Annotated in this window: 22 protein-coding genes and 1 tRNA gene; 4 read left to right on the forward strand and 19 right to left on the reverse strand. The window is 73.0% G+C overall.

From position 1 onward, the window contains the following. Window positions 1-15: 15 nt before the first annotated feature. The 18 genes from AMPC_RS11100 to AMPC_RS11185 all read right to left on the reverse strand — a co-directional run bounded on the left by AMPC_RS11100 (window position 16) and on the right by AMPC_RS11185 (window position 17,428). Window positions 16-1,389: a sigma-54-dependent transcriptional regulator gene (locus tag AMPC_RS11100; protein ID WP_248340646.1), complete on the reverse strand. Its 1,374-nt coding sequence runs from the start codon at window positions 1,387-1,389 to the stop codon at window positions 16-18. Window positions 1,390-1,398: 9 nt separating this feature from the next. Then, a complete protein-coding gene (locus tag AMPC_RS11105; RefSeq protein WP_248340648.1) occupies window positions 1,399-3,009 on the reverse strand; it encodes a two-component system sensor histidine kinase NtrB in 1,611 nt (536 codons plus the stop codon). Between the two features lie 3 nt (window positions 3,010-3,012). Next, window positions 3,013-4,272 carry a type II secretion system F family protein gene (locus tag AMPC_RS11110; protein ID WP_248340650.1) on the reverse strand — a complete coding sequence of 420 codons (1,260 nt, stop codon included), beginning with the start codon at window positions 4,270-4,272 and terminating at the stop codon, window positions 3,013-3,015. 77 nt (window positions 4,273-4,349) lie between these two features. Next, a complete protein-coding gene (locus tag AMPC_RS11115; protein WP_248340652.1) occupies window positions 4,350-5,444 on the reverse strand; it encodes a type IV pilus twitching motility protein PilT in 1,095 nt (364 codons plus the stop codon). Window positions 5,445-5,454: 10 nt separating this feature from the next. Then, window positions 5,455-7,161, reverse strand: a complete 1,707-nt coding sequence (gene pilB / locus AMPC_RS11120; RefSeq protein WP_248340654.1) for a type IV-A pilus assembly ATPase PilB — start codon at window positions 7,159-7,161, stop codon at window positions 5,455-5,457. Between the two features lie 129 nt (window positions 7,162-7,290). Beyond that, entirely contained in the window at window positions 7,291-8,220 is a 930-nt protein-coding gene (ribF, locus tag AMPC_RS11125; protein WP_248340656.1) for a riboflavin biosynthesis protein RibF, read from the reverse strand. A gap of 9 nt (window positions 8,221-8,229) precedes the next feature. Then, on the reverse strand, window positions 8,230-8,583 hold the full coding sequence (gene cdd / locus AMPC_RS11130) for a cytidine deaminase (protein WP_248346304.1): 354 nt from the start codon (window positions 8,581-8,583) through the stop codon (window positions 8,230-8,232). Between the two features lie 86 nt (window positions 8,584-8,669). After that, window positions 8,670-9,512 (reverse strand): purine-nucleoside phosphorylase, encoded by an 843-nt coding sequence (locus AMPC_RS11135; RefSeq protein ID WP_248340658.1) that lies wholly within the window; start codon window positions 9,510-9,512, stop codon window positions 8,670-8,672. Next, the gene (locus AMPC_RS11140; RefSeq protein WP_248340660.1) at window positions 9,509-10,819 is read right to left on the reverse strand and encodes a thymidine phosphorylase; all 1,311 of its coding nucleotides are present in this window, start codon (window positions 10,817-10,819) and stop codon (window positions 9,509-9,511) included. Before AMPC_RS11140 ends, AMPC_RS11135 begins: the two co-directional genes overlap by 4 nt. 21 nt (window positions 10,820-10,840) lie before the next feature. Continuing rightward, window positions 10,841-11,587, reverse strand: coding sequence for a YebC/PmpR family DNA-binding transcriptional regulator (locus tag AMPC_RS11145; RefSeq protein WP_248340662.1), 747 nt, complete (start codon window positions 11,585-11,587; stop codon window positions 10,841-10,843). 71 nt (window positions 11,588-11,658) lie between these two features. Further along, window positions 11,659-12,255, reverse strand: coding sequence for a hypothetical protein (locus AMPC_RS11150; protein WP_248340664.1), 597 nt, complete (start codon window positions 12,253-12,255; stop codon window positions 11,659-11,661). 112 nt (window positions 12,256-12,367) lie between these two features. Next, window positions 12,368-12,565: a Fe-S cluster assembly protein IscX gene (iscX, locus tag AMPC_RS11155; RefSeq protein ID WP_248340666.1), complete on the reverse strand. Its 198-nt coding sequence runs from the start codon at window positions 12,563-12,565 to the stop codon at window positions 12,368-12,370. Between the two features lie 14 nt (window positions 12,566-12,579). Then, window positions 12,580-12,885, reverse strand: a complete 306-nt coding sequence (locus AMPC_RS11160; protein ID WP_248340668.1) for a 2Fe-2S iron-sulfur cluster-binding protein — start codon at window positions 12,883-12,885, stop codon at window positions 12,580-12,582. Next, window positions 12,886-14,748, reverse strand: a complete 1,863-nt coding sequence (gene hscA / locus AMPC_RS11165; RefSeq protein WP_248340670.1) for a Fe-S protein assembly chaperone HscA — start codon at window positions 14,746-14,748, stop codon at window positions 12,886-12,888. It abuts the gene before it with no gap. 14 nt (window positions 14,749-14,762) lie between these two features. Continuing rightward, window positions 14,763-15,350, reverse strand: coding sequence for a Fe-S protein assembly co-chaperone HscB (hscB, locus tag AMPC_RS11170; protein WP_248340672.1), 588 nt, complete (start codon window positions 15,348-15,350; stop codon window positions 14,763-14,765). A gap of 40 nt (window positions 15,351-15,390) precedes the next feature. Beyond that, a complete protein-coding gene (locus AMPC_RS11175) occupies window positions 15,391-15,723 on the reverse strand; it encodes a HesB/IscA family protein (protein ID WP_248340674.1) in 333 nt (110 codons plus the stop codon). Window positions 15,724-15,732: 9 nt separating this feature from the next. After that, the gene (gene iscU, locus AMPC_RS11180; RefSeq protein ID WP_318654294.1) at window positions 15,733-16,194 is read right to left on the reverse strand and encodes a Fe-S cluster assembly scaffold IscU; all 462 of its coding nucleotides are present in this window, start codon (window positions 16,192-16,194) and stop codon (window positions 15,733-15,735) included. Window positions 16,195-16,213: 19 nt separating this feature from the next. Beyond that, window positions 16,214-17,428, reverse strand: a complete 1,215-nt coding sequence (locus AMPC_RS11185) for an IscS subfamily cysteine desulfurase (RefSeq protein ID WP_248340676.1) — start codon at window positions 17,426-17,428, stop codon at window positions 16,214-16,216. 245 nt (window positions 17,429-17,673) lie between these two features. Here AMPC_RS11185 and AMPC_RS11190 point away from each other — a divergent pair, with 245 nt between their 5' ends. Together AMPC_RS11190 and AMPC_RS11195 are read left to right on the forward strand one after the other, a co-directional pair. Then, on the forward strand, window positions 17,674-19,002 hold the full coding sequence (locus AMPC_RS11190; RefSeq protein ID WP_248340678.1) for a protein-disulfide reductase DsbD family protein: 1,329 nt from the start codon (window positions 17,674-17,676) through the stop codon (window positions 19,000-19,002). A 233-nt stretch (window positions 19,003-19,235) separates the two neighbouring features. Then, window positions 19,236-19,379: a hypothetical protein gene (locus tag AMPC_RS11195; protein WP_248340680.1), complete on the forward strand. Its 144-nt coding sequence runs from the start codon at window positions 19,236-19,238 to the stop codon at window positions 19,377-19,379. Here AMPC_RS11195 and AMPC_RS11200 read toward each other — a convergent pair. Then, window positions 19,376-20,602, reverse strand: a complete 1,227-nt coding sequence (locus AMPC_RS11200; RefSeq protein ID WP_248340682.1) for an HDOD domain-containing protein — start codon at window positions 20,600-20,602, stop codon at window positions 19,376-19,378. The two genes, AMPC_RS11195 and AMPC_RS11200, sit on opposite strands and share 4 nt — an antisense overlap. A gap of 129 nt (window positions 20,603-20,731) precedes the next feature. On the opposite strand from AMPC_RS11200, the gene AMPC_RS11205 reads away from it, so the two are divergent. Next, window positions 20,732-20,815 (forward strand) — tRNA-Leu (locus tag AMPC_RS11205). A 128-nt stretch (window positions 20,816-20,943) separates the two neighbouring features. Further along, window positions 20,944-21,978, forward strand: coding sequence for an N-acetyl-gamma-glutamyl-phosphate reductase (gene argC, locus AMPC_RS11210; RefSeq protein ID WP_248340684.1), 1,035 nt, complete (start codon window positions 20,944-20,946; stop codon window positions 21,976-21,978). The last annotated feature ends 1 nt before the right edge of the window (window position 21,979 follow it).

Genomic DNA, 21,979 nt, shown 5'->3' on the forward strand with positions numbered 1-21,979 from the left:
AGGTGGGAGGACGCCCTACCCGATCCCGAACTTCGCCAGCCGGTAGCGCAGCGAGCGGAAGGTGAGGCTGAGCAGCCGCGCCGCCTCGGTCTTCACGCCGCCCGTCCGCTCCAGCGCCTGCTCCAGGATGCGCCGCTCGATCGCGTCGAGGTGGGCCTGGAGGTCGATGCCCACCTCGGGGAGGGCCGCCGCGGCGGTGGCGGCCTGCGGGAGCGGCTGCGCGCCGCGGACCGCGGGCGGGAGCAGCGCGGCCTCGATCACCTCGCCGTCGGCCAGGGTCACGATCCGCTCCATCACGTTGGCGAGCTCGCGGACGTTGCCCGGGTAGGCGTAGGCGAGCAGCAGCCGCTCCGCCTCCGGGGCGAGCCGCGCCCGCGGCCGGCCCACCTCGGCGGCGAAGCGGGCGAGGAAGTGCGCCACGAAGATCGGCACGTCCTCGCGCCGCTCACGCAGGGGCGGCATGCGCAGCTGGATGACGTTGAGCCGGTAGAAGAGGTCCTCGCGGAACCGGCCGGCCCTCACCTCGGCCTCGAGCTCGCGGTTGGTGGCGGCCACGATCCGGGCCCCGAAGGCGTAGTCGGCGGCGCCGCCGACGCGCCGGGCCTTCCGCTCCTGCAGCGCCCGCAGGAGCTTCACCTGCACGGCGGGCGGCAGCTCGCCCACCTCGTCGAGGAAGAGCGTGCCCGAGCCGGCGACCTCGAAGAGCCCCTGCTTCTGCTCGGTCGCGCCGGTGAAGCTGCCCTTCTGGTGGCCGAAGAGCTCGCTCTCGATGAGCCCCTCGGGGATGGCGCCGCAGTTGATGGCGACGAACGGCTCGCTCGCCCGGAGCCCCTGGGCGTGGATGGCGCGCGCCACCACCTCCTTGCCGGTGCCGCTCTCGCCGGTGACGAGCACGGTGGTGCGGGTGGGCGCCACCTTCTCCACCAGCTCGCGCACCTCGGTGATGGCGGCCGAGGTGCCGAGGATCTCCGGGTCCCCGCCCCGCTGGCCGACCCGGTGGCGCAGCACCCGGTTCTCGGCCAGGAGCGCGCGGTGCTCGAGCGCCTTGCCGATCACCAGCTTGAGCTCGTCCACCTTGAACGGCTTCTGCAGGTAGTCGTAGGCGCCGAGCTTCATCGCCTGGACGGCGGTGTCGGTGGTGGCGAAGGCGGTGACCACCAGCACCTCGGTGGCCGGCGAGGCCGACTTCACCGCCTGGAGCACGTCGAGCCCCGACTCCCGCCCCAGCCGCAGGTCGGTGATGACGAGGTCGAGGTCGCCCTGCCCGGCGCGCGCGCGCGCCGTCGGGAGATCGGCGGCGGTGGCGACCTCGTGCCCCTCCTTCTGCAGGAGGATCTCGAGGAACTCGCGCATCGAGCGCTCGTCGTCCACGACCAGGATGGCGGCCATGACCCTACTCTACCCCGGCAGGAGCGGCTCCGGCCCGCGGCGCGGCAGGCGGACGGTGAAGACGGTGCCGCCCCCGGGCCTGGGCTCGATGCTCACGGCCCCGCCGTGCGCGTCCACGATCCGGTGCACCGTCGCGAGCCCCAGGCCGGTCCCCGCCGGCTTGGTGGTGAAGAAGGGCGTGAAGAGGCGCGCCAGGTTCTCGGGCGGGATGCCGGGCCCGTCGTCGGCCACCGTCAGGCGGGCGCCCTCGGCGTCGGCGGCGCAGCGGACCTCCACCCGGCCCGCCGGCCCCTCCGCCGGCGCCCCGTCCTGCCCGGCCACCGCCTGCGCCGCGTTGAGCAGCAGGTTCCAGACCACCTGCCGGACCTGGTCCGGATCGCAGGAGACCGCGACCGGGGCGAGGTCGCGGCGGAGCTCCACCCGCGCCGCCGCCGGGTCGTTGGCGAAGACGTCGAGCGCCTCGTCCACGATCCGCGCCACGTCCGACTCCTCGCGGCGGGGCGGGGCCGGGCGGCTGAAGGCGAGGAACCGCGAGACGAGCTGGTCGAGCCGGGCCGCCTCCCGCAGCACGATCGAGAGCAGCCGGGCGTCCTGGCTGTCCGGGGCGGCGGAGGCGCCGAGCAGCTCGATGGAGCCCATCATCGAGGCGAGCGGGTTGCGCAGCTCGTGCGCGAGGCCGGCCGCCACCTTTCCCAGGTCGGCGAGCCGCTCGCTCCGCTGCACCCGCGCCTCCATGGCGCGCAGCCGGGTCAGGTCCTGGAAGATGACGGCGCGCCCGATCACCTCGTCGCCCCGCCCCTTGAGCGGGAAGATGCTGTAGCCGAGCCGCAGCACCTCGCCGGAGGCGGCCACGAAGTCGGTCTCGTCGCGCCCGTGCGCCTCCTGGAAGGCGCCGAACCAGCGCTCGGCCGGGCGCCCGCGCACCTCGGCCAGCCCGAGCCCGGTGATCTGCTCGCCGGCGCGGTTCAGGAAGGTGACCCGCCCCTGCCCGTCCACGGTGAGCAGCCCGCTCGCCACCGACTGCACGATCGACTCGTGCAGCGCGGTGATGGCGGCGAGGTCCTCCTCGCGGGCCTCGAGCCGCGCCCCGGTGTCGCGGAGCTGCTCGGCGAGGTAGCCGGACAGGGCGGCGGTGGCGAGGAAGGCGGAGACGTGCGCGAAGAGCGTGAGCGGCCCGGGCTGGAGCGACGAGGGCGCGAAGCCGAGCACGAGCGCGAGGTAGACCGCGGCCGAGAGGACCGCGGAGGCGACGGCGCCCCGCCGGTAGAGCAGGATGCTGCCGTTCACGATCCCGAGCGAGTAGAGGAAGACGAAGACGCTCTCGGCCCAGCCGGTGATCCCCACCACCGTCGTGGCGAGCGCCACGTCGAGGGCGATGTGGACGTACGCCAGCTGCGTCAGGCGGCGGCGGAGCCGGAGCGCCGTCGCGAGCCCCAGCGAGACCAGGTAGGTGAAGAGGACCAGCGAGTAGAGCGGCCCGGTGTTGGCCTGGTCCCCGGTGCGCCAGGTGACGATCGCCGTGCCCCCGAGGAGCACGGTGATGATCACCAGCCGGAAGAGGGTGAGCCAGGCGAGCTTCCGGAAGAGCCCGTCGTCGAAGGTCCGCCCCGGCTCGCCCACGGCCTACTTGATGTTCCCGGCGATGCTGAAGATCGGGAGGTACATGGCGACCATGAAGCCGCCGACCATGCCGCCGAGGAAGACCATCATCACCGGCTCGATGGCGCTCGTGAGGGCGCCGACCGCGACGTCCACCTCGTCGTCGTAGAAGTCGGCGATCTTGTTGAGCATGGTGTCCATGGCGCCGGTGGCCTCGCCGACGCCGATCATCTGCACCACCATGGGCGGGAACACGCCGGTCTCGGCGAGCGGGCCGGCGATGTTCTTGCCCTCCGAGATCTTGGCGCGGACGTACATGATGCCGGCCTCGATGCTCCGGTTGCCGGCCGACTTGGCCACGATCTCGAGGCCGTCGAGGATGGGCACGCCGGAGGAGAGCATCGTGCCGAGGGTGCGGGTGAAGCGCGCCACCGCCACCTTGCGGACCAGCGGGCCGAAGAGCGGGGTCTTGAGGACGAAGGCGTCCCAGACCTTGCGGCCGCCCTCGGTGCGCTTCCAGAACTTGAAGGCGAACCAGATGGCGGTGGGGATGCCGGCGAAGAGGTACCAGTTGTTCCGGAGCCCGTGCGAGAGGTCGATCATGAACTGGGTCGGCGCCGGCATGGTGCCGCCGAAGTCCTTGAACATCTTCTCGAACGTCGGGGTCACGAAGGCGAGCAGCACCACCGTGACGCCGACCGCGACGCTGAGGACCACCGAGGGGTAGACCATGGCGCCCTTCACGCGCCGCTTCAGCTTCTCGTTCTTCTCGATGTAGGCGCCGAGGCGCTGCAGGATGGTGTCGAGGATGCCGCCGATCTCGCCGGCGCGCACCAGCTGCACGAAGAGCTCGTCGAAGACCTTGGGGTGCTCGGCGAGGGCGTCGGCGAAGGTGGACCCGGCCTCGACCCGGCCCTTGATCTCCATGAGCACCTTGCGGAAGGCCGGGTTGTCGGCCTGGGTGCCGATGATGTCGAGGGCCTGCACCAGCGGGAGGCCGGCGTCGATCATCACCGAGAACTGCCGGGTGAAGATGAGGATGTCCTTGGTCTCGACGCCGCCCATCCCCGGGATGGTGATGTTGATCTCGCGCGGCTTGCGCTTGACCTTGCCGACCTCGAGCCCCATCGCCGCGAGCCGCTGGCGTACGCCCTGCTCGTCCGAGGCCTCCATCTCCCCGGAGCGGTCCTCGCCCGCCTTGGTGGTGGCGGTCCAGGTCCAGACCGGGAGGCGCGGGGCCTGGGTGGTGGCCTGCTTCTGTGTCTGGGCTGCGGCCTGGGCCATGGGGACCTCTCTCGAAGGGCGAGTCTAGTGGAACCGGGCCGGGCGGTCGAATCGGCGCCCGCGCACCTCGGCGCCGATCATCGCACCGGCGGGGCCATCCGCGCACCGCTCCCGGTCGCCAGCATGCTCCGGAGCTCCTCGGGATCGGAGGAGCGCGCCAGGGCCTCCTCGGCGGTCACGAGCCGCTTGAGGTAGAGCGCCGCCAGCGCCTGGTTGAAGGTCTGCATCCCGAACTTGGACTGGCCCACCTGCATCTGCGAGTAGACCTGGTGCACCTTGTCCTCGCGGATGAGGTTGCGGATGGCCGGGTTCGGCACCAGCACCTCGGCCGCCAGCACCCGCCCGGCGCCGGTGGCGCGCGGGAGCAGGTTCTGCGTCAGGATCCCTTCGAGCACGAAGGAGAGCTGCGCGCGGACCTGCGGCTGCTGGTAGGGCGGGAAGACGTCGAGGATGCGGTTGATGGTCTGCACCGCGCTGTTGGTGTGCAGGGTGGCGAAGGCGAGGTGGCCGGTCTCGGAGATGACGAGCGCCGCCTCGATGGTCTCGAGGTCGCGCATCTCGCCGATGAGCACCACGTCCGGATCCTGGCGCAGGATGTACTTGAGCGCCTTCTTGAAGCTCTGGGTGTCGGCCCCGACCTCGCGCTGGTTCACCACGCAGTTCTTGTGCGGGTGGAGGTACTCGATCGGATCCTCGATGGTGATGATGTGCTCGTGCCGGTCGGTGTTGATCTTGTCGATGATCGACGCGAGCGTGGTCGACTTGCCGGAGCCGGTGGGGCCGGTCACGAGCACGAGCCCGCGCGGCTTCCGGGCCAGCTCGGCCGCGATGGGCGGCAGCCCCAGCTCCTGGAAGGTGAGGATCTTGAAGGGGATGGTGCGGAAGGCGCCGGACACCGCGCCGCGCTGCATGAAGACGTTGGCGCGGAAGCGCGAGAGCCCCTTCACGCCGAAGGAGAGGTCGAGCTCGTTCTCCTCCTCGAACTTGTGCTTCTGCGAGTCGGTGAGGATCGAGTAGCAGAGCTGCTTCGTCTCCACCGGGGTGAGCGGCGGGGTCTTGAGCGGGACGAGCTTGCCGTCGATGCGGAGCTGCGGCGGCGAGCCGGTGGTGATGTGGAGGTCGGAGGCCCCCTTCTCCACCATGGCCTTGAGGAGCTGGTGCAGGTTCGCCATCGGGGGTCCTCTAGAACTTGTCCGGGGCGGTGTTGCCCTCGGCCTCGGCGAGCGTGGTCACGCCGAGCTTCACCTTGTTGAGCGCGCTCATGCGCAGGGTGCGGAAGCCGAGCCGGATCGCCTCCTGCTTGAGCTCCGCGGCGGAGGCGCCGTTGATGACGAGCTCCTTCAGCCCGTCCCAGAGCGGCATCACCTCGTAGACGGCGACGCGGCCCTTGTAGCCGCGGTCGTTGCAGACCTTGCAGCCGCCCGGCTCGTAGGGCTGGACGGTGCCGAGCTCCTCCGGCGCGAAGCCGGCCGAGAGCAGCGCCGCGTCGTCCACCTTCGCCGGCTTCTTGCACTCCTGGCAGAGCCGGCGGCAGAGCCGCTGCGCCACGATGGCGTTGAGCGAGGCGGTCACGAGGAACGGCTCGATGCCCATGTTGAGGAGGCGGGAGACGGTGCCCGGGGCGTCGTTGGTGTGGAGCGTGGAGAGCACGAGGTGGCCGGTCAAGGCCGCCTTGACGCCGATCTCGGCGGTCTCGAAGTCGCGGATCTCGCCGACCATGATGATGTCGGGGTCCTGGCGCAGGAAGCTGCGGAGGGCGGCCGCGAAGTTGAGGCCGATGTCCTCGTGCATCTGCACCTGGTTGATGCCGAAGAAGTTGAACTCGACCGGGTCCTCGGCGGTGCTGATGTTCCAGGAGACCTCGTTCAGCTTGGAGAGCGCCGAGTAGAGCGTGGTGGTCTTGCCCGAGCCGGTGGGGCCGGTGACGAGCACCATGCCGTAGGGCCGGTCGATGGCCTCCATGAAGTCCTTGAGCTGCGCCTCGTCGAAGCCGAGCTTCGTCATGTCGAGCTGCAGGTTGGACTTGTCGAGGAGGCGCATCACCACCTTCTCGCCGAAGAGGGTCGGGCAGACCGAGACGCGGAAGTCCATCTCCTTGCCCTTGCCGAGCTTGAGCTTGATGCGGCCGTCCTGCGGCAGGCGCCGCTCGGAGATGTCGAGCGAGCTCATGATCTTGAGGCGGGAGATGATGGCGTTCTTCAGCTTCATCGGCGGCTTCATCACCTCGTACAGCACGCCGTCGATGCGGAAGCGGACGCGGAAGTCCTTCTCGTAGGGCTCGATGTGGATGTCGCTCGCGCCCTTCTTGATGGCGTCGAGCAGGATCAGGTTCACGAGCTTGACGACCGGCGCCTCGCCGGCGCTCTTCTCGAGGTCGACCGCCCCCTCGTCGCCGTGGGCGTCCTCGACGACGGTCACCCCCTCGTCGTCGAAGCCCTGCATCAGCTCGTCGTAGCTCGGCCCCTTCTCCGCGTAGTACTTCTCGATGGCCTCCTTGATCGCCTGGTCGGAGGCGACGACGACCTCGATGTTGTAGCCGGTGAGGAACTTGATGTCGTCGATGGCGTAGATGTTCGACGGGTCGCTCATCGCGATGATGAGCGACGAGCCGGCGCGGTTCACCGGGATGACGAGGTGCTTCTCCGCGGTGGCGCGCGGGATGAGCTTGATCACCTCCTCGTCGATGTCGAAGTCCCGGAGGCTGATCGCCGGGACCTTGTACTGCTTCGACAGGAAGTTCGTGAGGTCGCGCTCGGCGATCGAGCCGTTCTTCACGAGCAGCGCGCCCAGGCGGGTGCCGGTCTTCTTCGACTCTTCCTGCGCCTTCTGGAGCTGCTGCAAGGAGATGAGGTTCTCCCGCACCAGCAGCTCGCCGAGCCGTCCGCTCATCACACGCCCTTCCGACCGGGTCGAAGTACCTCGGAGCAGGGACTCTACAGGGGCTTCGAGGGGGGGTCAAGGAAGCGGGCGAACGCATCCTACCGTAAATACTGCGTAAAGCGGGACAATGTGGGTGACTCAGCGCGCCGCGAGCAGCGCGCGCGCGGTGCGCACGTCCTCGGCGATCCTCGCCCGGAGCGCCTCCACCGAGGGGAAGCGGCGCTCCTCGCGCAGCCGGGCGACGAAGGCCAGCCGGAGCGGAACCCCGTAGAGATCCTGGCCCGGGAAGTCGAAGAGGTGGGTCTCGGCGGCGAGCGGGCCCTGGTCCTGCACGGTGGGCTTCACGCCCACGTTGCACACCCCGTCCCACCAGCGCGCCTCCGCGCCCAGCCGCACCCGGACGGCGTACACGCCGTGGGCGGGCAGCATGCCCTGCGGCCGGAGGTTCGCCGTCGCGAAGCCGAACCCGCGCCCCCGCCCCGCGCCCCGCTCGACCACCCCGTCCACGTCGTGGTCGCGCCCGAGCAGGAGGCCGGCCGCCTCCACGTTCCCCTCCAGCAGGAACTCGCGGATCTTGGTGGAGCTCACCGTGAGCCCGTCGCTCTGCACCGGGGCGACCACCTCGAGCGACACGCCGAGCGAGGCGAGGAGCGGCCCGAGCGCCTCCACCCGGGCCCGGTCGTGGCCGGCGGTGAAGTCGTAGCCGACCACCACGTCGCGGGCGCCCAGCCGGCCGGCGAGGTCGCGGGCCGCGAAGTCGCGGGAGGAGGTGCGGGCGTAGCCGAGGTCGAAGGGCTGGACCACCGCCGCGTCGAGCCCGGCCTGGGCGAGGAGCTCGAGCTTGCGGGGCAGCGGGGTGAGCAGGGGCGGCGCGAGCTGGGGGCGCAGCACGCGCGCCGGGTGCGGCTCGAAGGTGAGCGCGACCGCGCGCGCGCCGCGGGCCCGCGCCCTCGCCCGGGCGAGCTCGAACAGCCGGACGTGGCCGACGTGCACGCCGTCGAAGTTGCCGATGGCGGCGGCGCACCCGGCGAGCGCGCCCGCCTCCTCGAGGGACCGGAAGACCTCCACGCCGGGATCCTAGAGGAAGCGCCTGCCGAAGGCCATGGGCAGGAGGGCGCCGAGCGTGGTCTCGACCCGGGTCCCCCGCGCGCCCAGGAGCACCACCGGCAGCGCCGGCCCCCCGAACTCGGCCAGCGTCTGCAGGCACATGCCGCAGGGAGGGGTGGGCGGCGCGGTGCCGCTCGCCACCACCACCGCCTCGAGCCGCCGCGCGCCCGCGGCCACCATCGCCGCCACCGCCGAGCGCTCGGCGCAGACGGTGAGGCCGTAGCTCGCGTTCTCGACGTTGGCGCCGGCGAAGACCTCTCCCCCGGCGAGGAGCGCGGCCCCGACGCGGAAGCGCGAGTAGGGGGCATAGGCGCGCCGGCGCACGTCGCGGGCCGCCCGCTCGAGCGCGGCCCGCTCCGGGGCCTCGCGGCCGGCGGGGGGCGCCGCGGCGCGGGGAGCGCGCGCCGGCCTCACGCCGCCGCCTCGGGGAGGAAGGCGGCGAGGAGCTCGACGAAGCGGGCCGACTCGCGGCTCGCGATCGCCTGCACCTCGCCGTGGGAGAGCGGGCGCGCGCCGAGGCCGGCGGCGAGGTTCGAGACGAGCGACACGGCGCAGACCGGCACGCCCATGTGCCGCGCGGCGATCACCTCGGGGACGGTGGACATCCCCACCACGTCGGCGCCGAGCGTCCGCAGCATCCGGATCTCGGCGGGGGTCTCGTAGCTCGGGCCGAGGAGGCAGGCGTAGACGCCCTGCTTCAGCCCCGCGCCGAGGCGGGCGGCGCAGGCGTCGAGCTTCGCCGCGAGCGCGGGATCGTAGGCCTGCGAGAGGTCGGGGAAGCGGGGGCCGATCCGCTCGTCGTTGGGCCCCACGAGCGGGTTGTGGCCGGAGAGGTTCAGGTGGTCGGTGATCCGCACGAGATCGCCGGGCGCGAGCGCCGGGTCGACCGCCCCGGCGGCGTTGGTGAGCACCAGGGCGCGGGCGCCGAGCCCGCAGAGCACGCGGACGCCGAAGACCACCTCGCCCGGCGACCAGCCCTCGTAGGCGTGGACCCGGCCCTGCATGGCCGCGACCGGCACCGGGCCCGCGGGGCCGGGCAGCTCGCCGACGACGAGGCGCCCGGCGTGGCCGGCCACCCGCGACACCGGCATGCCGGGGATCTCCTCGTAGGGGATCGCCACCTGCCGCTCGAGCCGGTCGGCGAGCGCGCCGAGCCCCGAGCCGAGCACCACCCCCACGGCGGGCGTCACGTCGAGCTTCCCGCGCGTCCAGGCGAGGGCGTAGGCGAGCTTCGTCGAGAGGTCGGCCTTCACGCGATCCGCTCCAGCACCAGGCGGCGCGGCTCGGCGGGCACGGTGCCGATCCGGAAGGCGTCGCGGACCCGGCCCGCCACCTCGTCGGGAGAGGCGGCGCCGGCGCTGCCGCAGTGGAGCACGCAGAGCGGCTCGCCCTCCTCGACGTAGTCGCCGGTCTTCTTCTGGAGCACGATCCCGACCGACGGGTCCACCGGGTCCTCGACCCGGCTGCGCCCCGCGCCGAGCGTCATCGCGGCGATCCCGAGCGCGCGCGCGTCCACCGCCTGCACGAGCCCCGGGCGCGGGGCGGCCACGACGCGGGTGGAGGCGGCGCGCGGCAGCCGCTCCGGGTCGCGGATGGCGGCCGGATCGCCGCCCTGGGCGGCCACGATCTCCTCGAGCTTGGCGAGCGCGCTCCCGTCGGCGATGGCGCCGAGGACCATGCGCCGCGCCTCGGGGTGGCCGCCGGCGAGCCCGGCCGCGAGCACCATCTCGGCCGTCAGCGCCACGGTGAGCTCGCGCAGGTCGTCCGGCCCCCCGCCGCGCAGCACCTCCACCGCCTCGGCCACCTCGAGGGCGTTGCCGATGGTCCGGCCGAGCGGCTCGTCCATGGCGGTGAGGAGCGCCACCACCTTCTTGCCGGTGGCGCGGCCGATGCCGGCGAGCGTGTGCGCGAGCTTCCGGGCGTCCTCGGTCTTCCGCATGAAGGCGCCCTTGCCCACCTTCACGTCGAGCACCAGCGCGTCGATCCCCTCCGCCAGCTTCTTCGACATGATCGAGCCGGCGATGAGCGGGATCGACTCCACGGTCGCGGTGACGTCGCGCAGGGCGTAGAGCTTGCGGTCCGCCGGGTCGATCCGCTCGGTCTGGCCGATGAGGCAGGCGCCCACCGAGGCCAGGATCTCCCGGAAGCGCTCCACCGGCAGCCGCACCTGGAAGCCGGGGATGGCCTCGAGCTTGTCGAGCGTGCCGCCGGTGTGGCCGAGCCCGCGGCCCGAGATCATCGGGACCTTCACGCCGCAGGCGGCGGCGATGGGCGCGAGCGCCAGGGAGACCTTGTCGCCCACCCCGCCGGTGGAGTGCTTGTCCACCTTCACGCCGGGGATGTCCGAGAGGTCGAGGACCTCGCCCGAGTAGAGCATGGCCCGGGTGAGCGCCGCCGTCTCGGCGTCGCTCATGCCGCGGAAGAAGACCGCCATGCAGAAGGCGGCCATCTGGTAGTCGGGCACCTCGCCGCACGTGTAGCCGTCCACCAGGGCGGCGAGCTGCTCCGGCTCGAGCTCCTCGCCGTCACGCTTCTGCTGGATGAGGTCCTGCGCGCGCATCGGTGTCCCCCCTCGCGCCGCTCAGGCGAGCTGCTCGAGCAGCTTGTCGTCGATCTCGAAGTTGGCGTGGACGTTCTGCACGTCGTCGAGCTCCTCGAGCATGTCCATGAGCTTGAGGATGCCCCTCGCCTTGTCGGGGTCCTGCACCGCGACCGGATCCTTCGGGATCCAGGCCACGCGGCGGGCGCCGAGCTTGAAGCCCTTCTCGAGCGCGGCGGCGACCGGGTGCAGGTCGTTGGGCTGGGTGCGGACCTCGAACCCCTCCGCCCCCTGGTTCACCACGTCCTCGGCGCCGGCCTCGATGGCCGCCTCCATCACCTGGTCCTCGCTGGGGCCGGGCTTCACCTCGATGACGCCGCGCTTCTCGAACATCCAGGCGACGGCGCCCTCGGCGGCGAGGTTGCCGCCGCCCTTGGCGAAGCTGGAGCGCACGTCGCCGGCGGTGCGGTTCCGGTTGTCGGTGAGGCACTCGACCATCAGCGCCACGCCGCCCGGGCCGTAGCCCTCGTACATGGCCTCCTCGTAGCTCACGCCCTCGAGCTCGCCGGTGCCCTTCTTGACGGCGCGGGTGATGTTGTCGGCCGGCATGTTGGCCTCCTTGGCCGCGTCCATCGCGGCCCGGAGGCGGGCGTTGCCGGCGGGGTCGCCGCCGCCCATGCGCGCGGCGACGGTGATCTCCTTGATCACCTTGGAGAAGAGCTTGCCCTTCGCCGAGCCGGCCGCTTCCTTCTTCCGCTTGATCTTGCTCCACCGATTGTGGCCGGACATGAGGCGCTCCCGTCACCCAAAGATACAAGGATGACGGGGACGTAGCACGGCCGAACGCGCACCGTAAAGGTTCAAGATCCCTCGCCCCGCCCGGAGAAGAGGCCGCCGGTGAGGGCGTCGAGCTCGGCGGTCACCTCGTCGATCTCCACCGCCAGCTCGGCCCTCGCCCGGGGCTCGTCGGGCGGGGAGAGGGCGAGCGACAGGCGCAGCCTCCGCCGGTGGAAGTAGAGCCGGGTGACCCGCTCGACCCGCTCCTGGCGGCGGCGGGAGAGCTCCGCCGCGGCGGTGACGGCGCGCGGCTCCTCCGGGGTGAAGACGAGGTGGGCGAGGGTCCAGGTCGCGCGCACCGAGAAGGTGTCGGCCGGGGCGCTGCGGAGGAGGTCGTCCGAGCCGACGCCGTACCAGCGCCCGCGCTCGTCGTGCCGGTACTCGGCGGAGAGCTGCGGCACGAGCGCGGCGGCGCGGGCGCGGACGCGCCAGGACTCGGCGAGCTCCGGGTCGCCCGGGAGGCCGCGCGCCGCGGCCCGCTGGCAGACGTCGATGGGCGGCTCGCCGGCGAACAGCCAGGCGGAGACCTGGGCCGCCTGGGCGTCGGGGTCGGGGGGCGGCGGCGGGAGCGGCTGGCGCGCCGGCATCGCGGCGGCGAGGAGGAGCGGGAGGAGGGTCATCCCGCCGGCGGGTAGCACCGGCCGGGCCAGCGCGGGGCGCGCGGCCGGCGGCGATCGCGCGAGCGCGGCCCGGGCGCGGGGCGGACGGCGGGGCCGCGGACCGGACGCTCGGCTAGTCCTCCACCTCGTCGAGCCACGTCATCTGGATCGCCTCGAGCACCTTCTCGCTCGAGCCCTCCGGATCGTCGTCGAAGCCGGGCAGCTCCGTCACCCACCGGTGCAGGTCGGTGAAGCGGACCTTCAACGGATCCTGCCCGGGCAGCTTCTCCGCGAGCGCGATGGCGATGTCGCGGGTGTCCCTCCACTTCATGGGCGGCCTCTCCTCTAGGAAGCGATCCGGTTCCCCGGGATGCGCACCACCACGTCCTCGTCGCCGACGCAGGCCTGGCAGCCGAGGCGCGAGTTGGGCTGGAGCCCCATCGCCTCGTCGAGCCGGTCGTCCTCGTTCTCCTCGATCTCGGAGAGCGAGGCGAGCCCCTGCTCCACCCAGACGTGGCAGGTGGTGCAGGCGCAGACGCCGCCGCAGTTGTGCGGGAGGTCCACGTGCGCCTCGTCGGCCGCCTCCAGGAGGGAGGAGCCGCGCATCACCTGCACGGTCACGCCGGCGGGGAGGAAGGTCACCTTGGGCATCTAGAGCTCCCCGCCCTTCTTGAGCGGCGCGGCGGCGCCCGCGAACTCCTCGATGCGGTGGCCGGCCATGGCCTTGCCGATGTGCTTGTTCATGCGCCGCTCCGCGAACTCCTTGGACGCGCCGTCGAGGCTCTCGATCCAGGCCTTGACGGCGAGGTAGTCCTTGCCCTCCATGGCGCGGCGGAGCCCGTCGATCCGCTCGTCGATGGGGGCCCGCTCCTCGGGCGTGAGCAGCTCGCCGTCCACCTGGAAGGCGGTCTCGAGGGCGGAGATGATCCGCTCGCCCTCCACCCGCCACTCGACCAGGAAGCGCTCGGTCACGTCCTCCTCGGCGTGCTCGATGCTCTCCACCAGCATCGCCTCGACCTCCTCCTCGGAGAGGCCGTAGGTGGCCTTCACCTGCACGTGCTGCTCGACGCCGGTCTCGAGCTCGCGGGCCGAGACCGAGAGGATGCCGTCGGCGTCCACCGCGTAGGTGATCTCGACGCGGGCGATGCCGGCCGGGAGCGGCGGGATGCCCTTCAGCGTGAAGCGCGCCAGCGAGCGGCAGTCGCGCGCCAGCTCGCGCTCGCCCTGCAGCACGTGCACCACCATGCCGGTCTGCCCGTCGGCGTAGGTGGTGAACTGCTGCGTGGCGGAGGCGGGGATGGTGGAGTTGCGGAGCACGATCTTCTCGACCACCCCGCCCATCATCTCGACGCCGAGCGAGAGCGGGATGACGTCGAGGAGGAGCACGTCGTCGCGCCCGCCCTTGTCGAGCGCGTCGGCCTGCACCGCGGCGCCGAGCGCCACCACCGTGTCGGGGTCGAGGTCGGTGAGCGGCTCCTGGCCGAAGAGCGCCTTCACGTGCCGGCGCACCAGGGGCGTGCGCGTGGCGCCGCCGACGAGCACCACCCCGTCCACCGGGCGGCCGCCGAGCCGGGCGTCCTCGAGGGCGCGCCGGCAGGGGCCGGTGGTCCGCTCCAGGACCGGCTGGATGAGCGCCTCGAGCTCCGCGCGGGTGAGCCGGGCCGAGAGCACGTGGCCGCCCGGCAGCTCCACCTCGGCCTCCACCTGCTCCTCCGTGGAGAGGGCCTCGCGGATCTTCTGCGCCGCCGCGCTCGCGCCGCGCAGCAGGGCCGGGGTGAGCCGCTCCACGGGCGGGGTGAGCCCGCGCTCGAGCAGCGTCGCCGCCACCGCCCGATCGAAGTCGTCGCCGCCGAGGTGGGTGTCGCCGCCGGTGGAGAGCACCTCGAAGACGCCCCCCTCGAGCTTGAGGACGGAGACGTCGAAGGTCCCGCCGCCGAGGTCGAAGACGGCGAACACGCCCTCGCGCCGCTGGTCGAGGCCGTAGGCGAGCGCCGCCGCGGTGGGCTCGTTGACGAGCCGCGCCACGTCGAGCCCGGCGAGCCGGCCGGCGTCCTTGGTCGCCTGGCGCTGGGCGTCGTCGAAGTACGCCGGCACGGTGATGACGCACGGGCCGGGCGCGCCCCCGAGCGCCTCGGCGGCGCGCCGCTTCAGCACGCGCAGGATCTCCGCCGACACCTCGACCGGCGAGACGGCGCGCTTGCCGTGGTTCACGGCCAGCTTCACCACCGAGCCGGTCTCGTCGAAGTGGTAGATGCCGCGGTCCTCGGGCCGGACGTCGCCGGGGCCCCGCCCCATGAAGCGCTTCACCGAGAGGATGGTGTCCACCGGGCGCTCCGGCGCGCGCCGCTTGGCGGAGAGCCCCACCTCGATGGCCCCGTCCATGGCGTAGTGGACCGCGCTCGGGAGGAGCGGGCGCCCCTCGTCGGCGGGCAGGACGTGCGGGCGGTTGCGCGCGTCCACCGCCGCGACGAGCGAGTTGGTGGTGCCGAGGTCGATGCCGATGGCGCGGGCCATGGAGGTTCCGTCTCTCAGGGGTGGGGTGCGGCGTCGGCGAGGATGCTGTCGTAGTAGCGGGCGCGGGCGAGGCGGCGCGAGACCTCCTCGTGCGGGCCGCCGGCGGCGAAGAGCGCCGCGAGCTCGCCCTCGAGCCCGGCCAGCCGCTCGCGGGCGCCGGCGCCGATCGCGGCCACCTCCGCGGCGTCGCCCCCGGCCCGCGCCAGCGCCAGCCGCTCGCGCAGCTCGAGCTGCTCCTCGAGGAACTCGGGGTCGTGCAGGGTGCGGGCCTCGGCGAGCGGGTCGTGCCCGGCGAGCCGGAGCAGCGCCTCGGCCCGCTTCCTCGGCTCGCGCAGCGCGCGGTAGGCGTCGTTGAGCCGCGTCGAGCGCTCGAGGGCGATGCGCCGCTCGCGCGGGTCGGCCCGGGCGAAGCGGTCCGGGTGGAAGCGGCGGCTCCGCTCGCGGAAGCGCGCCTCCAGGTCGGCCGGCGCGAGGTCGAAGCGGCGCTCGAGCCCCAGCGCGGCGAACGGGTCGAGCGGGCCCGTCGCCGGCTGCAGCTTGCCGCAGGCGGGACAGCTCGGCTCGTCGGGGGGGACGTCGGACTTGCAGGCCCAGCAGGTCACACTCGCCCTTCGACGTCGCTCGCGTGCGCCCCCCACCGGCTCATACGCTGAACGACTCGCCGCAGCCGCAGGCGCTCTTGACGTTCGGGTTCCGGAACACGAAGCCGCTCTGCATGAGGGTCTGCTGCCAGTCGAGCACCGTGCCCTGGAGGAAGATGGCGCTCTTGGGATCGACGAAGACCCGCGCGCCGCCCTTCTCGTAGACCTGGTCGAGCCGGGCCGGCCCGTCCGCCCAGTCGATGAAGTAGGAGAGGCCGGAGCAGCCGCCCCCCTTCACGCCGAGCCGGAGCCCGCCCTCGGGCTTCGCCTTCTCGGCGGAGAGCTTCGCGATGCGCGCCGCCGCCTTGTCGCTGATCTCGATGGTGCTCGCCATGTCGTCCCCCTAGATGCCGGCCTTGATGGCGCCGCGCGCGATGAGCTGGTCGCGGTCGCCCTTCACCGTGTCCGCCTTCACCGTCGGGGTGAGGCCCCGCTTCTTCTGGTAGTCGGCGATGGCCGCCTTGATGGCGTCCTCCGCCAGCACCGAGCAGTGGATCTTCACCGGCGGCAGGTTGAGCTCCTGCGCCACGTCGGTGTTCTTGATGGCGAGCGCCTCGTCCACCGTCTTCCCCTTCACCCACTCGGTGACGAGCGAGGAGGAGGCGATGGCCGAGCCGCAGCCGAAGGTCTTGAACTTGGCGTCCTCGATGACGCCCTCGGCGCTCACCTTGATCTGCAGCTTCATCACGTCGCCGCAGGCGGGCGCGCCGACGAGGCCGGTGCCGACCGAGTCGTCCTTCACGTCGAGCGAGCCGACGTTGCGCGGGTTCTCGTAGTGGTCGATGACCTTCTCGGAGTACGCCATGACGGTCTCCCTGGACTCGCTAGTGGGGGTTCGCCCACTCGATCTGGTGGATGTCCACGCCCGCCTTGACCATCTCGTAGAGCGGCGACATCTCGCGGAGCTTCTGGACCTTGCGGGTGACGAGATCGACGACGTAGTCGACCTCCTCCTCGGTGGTGAACCGGCCCAGCCCGAAGCGGATGGAGCTGTGGGCGAGGTCGTCGGTGACGCCCATCGCCTTGAGCACGTAGGAGGGCTCGAGCGACGCCGAGGTGCAGGCCGAGCCCGAGGAGACGGCCACGTCCTTGATGGCCATCATCAGCGCCTCGCCCTCGACGTAGGCGAAGCTCACGTTGAGGTTGCCGGGCAGCCGGTGCTCGAGCGAGCCGTTGACGGTCAGGAGGTCGAGGTGCCGCTCGAGGCCGGCCCGCAGCTTCTCGCGCAGCCGCGTGACCCGCTCCGCCTCCTCGGCCATCTCCAGGCGGGCGAGCTCGCAGGCCTTCCCCATGCCGACGATGCCCGGGACGTTGAGGGTGCCGGAGCGGTGGCCGCGCTCGTGGCCGCCGCCGTCGATGATGGCGATGAGCCGCACGCGCGGCTTGCGGCGGACGTAGAGCGCGCCCACGCCCTTCGGGCCGTACATCTTGTGCGCCGAGACGGAGACGAGGTCGGCGTTCACCTTCTCCACGTCGAAGGGGACCTTGCCGATGGCCTGCACCGCGTCGCAGTGGAACAGCACGCCGGCGGCGCGGGTGATGGCGCCGATCTCCTCGACCGGGTTCAGCACGCCCACCTCGTTGTTGGCGTGCATGAGCGAGACGAGGATGGTGTCGGGGCGGAGCGCCGCCTTCACCTTGGCCGGATCGACCCGCCCGTCCCGCTCGACGTCGAGGAAGGTGACCTCGAACCCCTCGCGCTCGAGCGCGTGCATGGAGTCGAGGACCGCCTTGTGCTCGTTCTTCGCGGTGACGAGGTGCTTGCCCTTGTCCTTGTAGAAGTGGGCCGCGCCCTTGATCGCCAGGTTGTCGGACTCGGTGGCGCCGCTCGTCCAGACGATCTCCTTGGGAGACGCCCCGATGAGCTTCGCCACCTGCTCGCGGGCCGCCTCGACCGCCTCCTCGGCGTGCCACCCGAAGGCGTGGCTCTTGGAGGCGGCGTTGCCGAATTCCCCCTTGAAGTACGGGAGCATCGCATCGAGGACGCGCGGGTCCACGGGCGTGGTCGCGTGATAGTCCATGTAGATGGGAATCTTCATCGCCTCTCGCGCCTCTCACCTTCCTGGAGAGCAGGAGTCCATGATACGTGGACAGCCGAGGTCGAGTATATCCCAGACAGGTACTCGGTCAAGCGGCGCCCTCCCGAGACAAGCAAGCGAAGGCACACGGCTTTTGTCAGGTTCTTGCCCTATACTCCTGTCCGGCTTCTGACACTCTGCGCTCAGGTATGCGAACTTTCACCCGAATCCTGGTTGCGGCCCTGGTCTTCGCGGCGGTCGCGTGGTTGCCCGATCTGCTGGGGAGCTCGGGCGCCACCGGCGCCTCCTCGGACCTCGGGCTGGCGCGGCTCCTGGCGCAGGGGTCGGTGCTCGCCTTCGCCATCGCCTTCGCGGGCGGCGTCCTCACCAGCCTGACCCCCTGCGTCTACCCGCTCATCCCGATCACGGTCTCGGTGTTCGGGGCGCGCAAGGCGGCGGGGCGCCGGCAGGCGGTGGCGCTCTCGGCGCTCTACGTGCTCGGCATCGCCGCCATGTACTCGGCCCTCGGCGTCGGCGCGGCGCTCACCGGCAAGGCGTTCGGCTCGGCCACCCAGAGCCCGTGGGTGCTCGGGGCGGTGGCGCTCGTCTTCGCGGCCATGGCCGCCTCGATGTTCGGCGCCTTCGAGCTCCAGCTCCCGGGCGCCTGGCAGGCCCGGCTCTCCCAGGTGGGCGGCGCCGGCTACGCGGGCGCCTTCGCCATGGGGCTCGTGGCCGGCGTGATCGCCGCCCCCTGCACCGGCCCGGTGCTCGCCGCGGCCCTCACCTACGTCGCCACCCGCGGCTCCGCGCTCTACGGGTTCGGCATCATGTTCACCTACGCCCTCGGCGTGGGCCTGCTCTTCTTCGTCCTCGGCGTCTCCAGCATCTCGCTCCCGAAGAGCGGCGCCTGGATGGACGCGGTGAAGAGCGCGTTCGGCGTGGCCCTCCTCGCCGCCGCCGGGATCTTCCTCAAGGACGCCTTCCCGGCGCTGAAGCCGCTCTTCCTCGCCACCCGCGGCGCGGCGCTCGCGGCCGCGGCGGCGGCCGGGCTGGGCGTCCTGCTCGGCGCGCTGTCGGGCAGCTTCCACGCGCCCCCCGCCGAGCGGCTCACGAAGGCGCTCGGCGTCGCGCTCGTGGTCCTCGGCGTGGTCTACGCCGCCGGGGCGGGCAACGCGCGCCGGGCGGCGGCGGAGGCCCGGGCCCCGTTCCCGTGGGAGCACGACGAGCCGGCCGCGCTCGCCCGCGCCCGCGCCGAGGGGCGGCCGGTGATCATCGACTTCTGGGCCGACTGGTGCGCCGCCTGCCAGGAGCTCGACCACCTCGCCTGGGCCGATCCGCGGGTGCGCGAGGAGGCGAAGCGGTTCGTCACGCTGAAGGTGGACGGCTCCACCGACGATCCGGCGTTCGAGGCGGCGTACAAGAAGTACGCGGTGGTGGGGATGCCGACCGTGGTCCTCATCGACGGGAAGGGGCGCGAGCTCCCCGACCGGGTCACCGCCGCGATCGGCGCCGAGCAGATGCTCTCGAAGCTGCGCGGCGTGGACCAGGCGTGCGGGCGGGCGGCTGGCCCCCTGGCCTGCGTCGCGCGCTGGTGAGCGCGGCGGACTCGGGGTCGCTCCCCACCCCGGCGCCCGGCGGCGAGATGCCGGCGCATTTCCGACCGTTCGGGGATTGAGCGGGCAGGCACCGCTGTTGCTCTCGAGAGACCGCGCCATGCGCCCCCTGAGAATCCCCGACCGCCTCGGCCGCCGGCCGACCCACTTCCTGACCGCCCTGGTGGGCACCGCCGCCGTCGTCCTGGCGCTGCTCGCCTGACAAGGACCCCGAGATGACGCCCTCCGCGCTCCTCCGCCGCCTCGCCGACGCGCTCCGCGCCGCGGCGGCCGCCCTCGCCGCGGCGGCGTCGCCCGGCCGGCTCGCGCCGGTGCCGGTCCCCGCCCGCGCCGCCCGGCCGCGCCGCCGCGCCCGCTAGGCGGCCTGTCCGGGCCCGCCGAGGGCCCGCCACCGCGCCTCGGCCTCGGCGGTCATCGCGAGCGGCTGCACGAGCGCGGTCCACCCGCCGCCCGGCGCCTGCCAGCAGCAGTTCACCGTCACCCAGACCTCGAAGGTCCGCGGCGGGGCGTCCACCTCGAGCTCCACGAGCGCGCCCTCCGGCAGCCCGCGCGGCCCGCGCACCGTGAGCACGTCGCCGTCGAGCTCGCCGCACGCGAGCGTCACCACGTCCGGCCCGAGCAGCGCGCGCACCGGCCAGGAGGGCGTCTCTGCCGGCGCGGCGCCGGGCGGCTCGGGCGCGGCGACGAGCGAGTCGAGCACCGGGAGCGGCGTCCCGCCCTTGCCCTCGAACGAGGCGACGAACTCCGGGACCGCCTCCACCACCCGCGAGAGCGCCCCCGCCTCCGCCTCGGTCACGCCGGGGATCCGGGCGATGGCCCGGGCCGCGACCCGGCCGCTCCCGGACATGAGCGCGAGCACCTGGTCGGCCACGGCGACCACCCGCAACAGCTCCGGGTCGAGCGAGGTCGAGAGGTCCTCGTCGTGGTGGCGCGCGATCGCCTGGGCGATCAGCTCGGGGAGCTTCCAGCGCGCCGCGAGGACCAGCCCGAGCTCGAGGTGGTAGCGCTCGGCGAGGGTCCACCAGAAGGTCGCCGGCATGGCCTCGGCCTTCTCGCGCGAGACCACGTGCTCCACGGCGGAGATGGCGATCACCTTGCCGAAGTCGTGCAGGAGCCCGCAGATGAAGGCCTCGTCGCGCCGCAGCCCGCGGCGCGCGGCCAGCTCGTGGGCGAGGAGCGCGGCCCCGAGGGCGTCCACCCAGGCGCGGCGCCGCAGGGCGAGGAGCGGCCCCTGGGCGCGCGTGCCCTCGGCGAGGCCGGAGGCGATGGCGAGCCGCGCCAGCTCCACCGCCCCGATCCGGAGGACCGCCTGCTGGAGCGAGGTGATCCCGTTGCCGCGCGAGTAGTAGGCGGTGTTGGCGTAGCGGAGCGTGTCGGCGGCCAGCGCGGCGTCGGCGGAGACGAGGCGCGAGAGGTCGTCGAGGCCGAACTCCCCCGACCGGACCAGCTGCTCCACCTGGAAGGCGACCGCCGGGTAGGCCGGGACCGGCACCCCGTCGCGGGAGATGAGGTCCACGATGCGCGCGTCGAGGTCCAGTTGCTCCAGCCCGACCCTCGCGATCCTGCTCGACGCCTCCGGCACGCGACGACCTTCCCTCCCCCCCGCGGGTCCGAGTGTACCGGAAGCCGGCGCCGCACCGGTAGCCGCCTCCGGCGCGACAGCGCGTCCTTGACACTCCCGGAGGCCCCGACTAGTTAGGAGGCCCCGCACGCCCAGGTGGCGGAATTGGTAGACGCACCAGATTCAGGGTCTGGCGGTCGCAAGGCCGTGGAGGTTCGAGTCCTCTCCTGGGCACTCTAAAGAAGGCCGGCTCCAACGCGGAGCCGGCCTTCTTCGTTTCCGGGGGCGGGAGGGGGGCCCCGGGCGGCCCCCGCCGCCCGGCCCGTTGACGCGGGGGCCCGATGCATGTTTATGCATGTCGGATGCATACCTGCACCGCCGCGGTGGTCGGCGCCTCCGGCTACGCCGGGCTGGAGCTGACCCGGATCCTCTCGCGCCACCCGCGGGTGCGCCTCGCCGCCCTCTTCTCCGATCGCTGGAGCGACGACGAGGCCGGCGCGCGGCTGCCGCTGCAGGGCCCGGCGGCGGCGCTGCGCTACCGCCCGCTGGCCGGCTCGGCCGACGTCGAGGCCGAGGTGGCCTTCCTGGCCACGCCGGCCGAGGTGTCGCTCGAGCTCGCGCCCCGGCTCCTCGCCCGCGGGGTGCGGGTGGTGGACCTCTCCGGCGCCTTCCGGCTCGGCGACCCCGCCCTCTACCCGCAGTGGTACGGGTTCGCGCACGACCAGCCCGAGCTCCTCGCCGCCGCGCCCTACGGCCTGCCCGAGCTCTGCCGGGCCGAGCTCGCCGGCGCGAGGCTGGTCTCGAACCCGGGCTGCTACGCCACCGCCATCGCCCTCGCGGTGGCGCCGCTCGTCAAGTCGGGGCTCTGCCTGCCCGACGGCATCGCGGTCACCGCCATGAGCGGCGTCTCCGGCGCGGGCCGCAAGGCCTCCGAGGACTACAGCTTCTGCGAGGTGGGCGAGGACCTGCGCGCCTACCGGATCGGCCGGCACCAGCACGTGCCCGAGATCGAGCGCACGGTGGCCCGCCACGCCGGCCGCTGCGGCCCCCTCTCCTTCACCCCGGTGCTCGCCCCCATCCGCCGCGGCATCCTCGCCACCTGCACGCTCCGCCTCGCCCCCGGCGCCTCGCCCGGCGAGCTCGCCCGGGCCCTCGAGGGCGCCTACGCCGGCGAGCCGTTCGTCCGGGTGGTCCCCGCCGACAGGGTGAAGGTGGCCGACGTGGCCCGCACCAACCGCTGCCACCTCGGCGCCACCGCCGACGTGCGCGCCGGGCTCGCGGTGGCGGTCTCGGCCATCGACAACCTCGTGAAGGGCGCGGCGGGCCAGGCGGTCCAGGCGTTCAACGCGGCCATGGGCTTCGACGAGGCGCTCGGGCTCGACCTCCTGGGAGGGTGAG

This window comes from Anaeromyxobacter paludicola, from assembly GCF_023169965.1.
In the GTDB taxonomy this organism is placed as follows: Bacteria; Myxococcota; Myxococcia; order Myxococcales; family Anaeromyxobacteraceae; genus Anaeromyxobacter_B; species Anaeromyxobacter_B paludicola.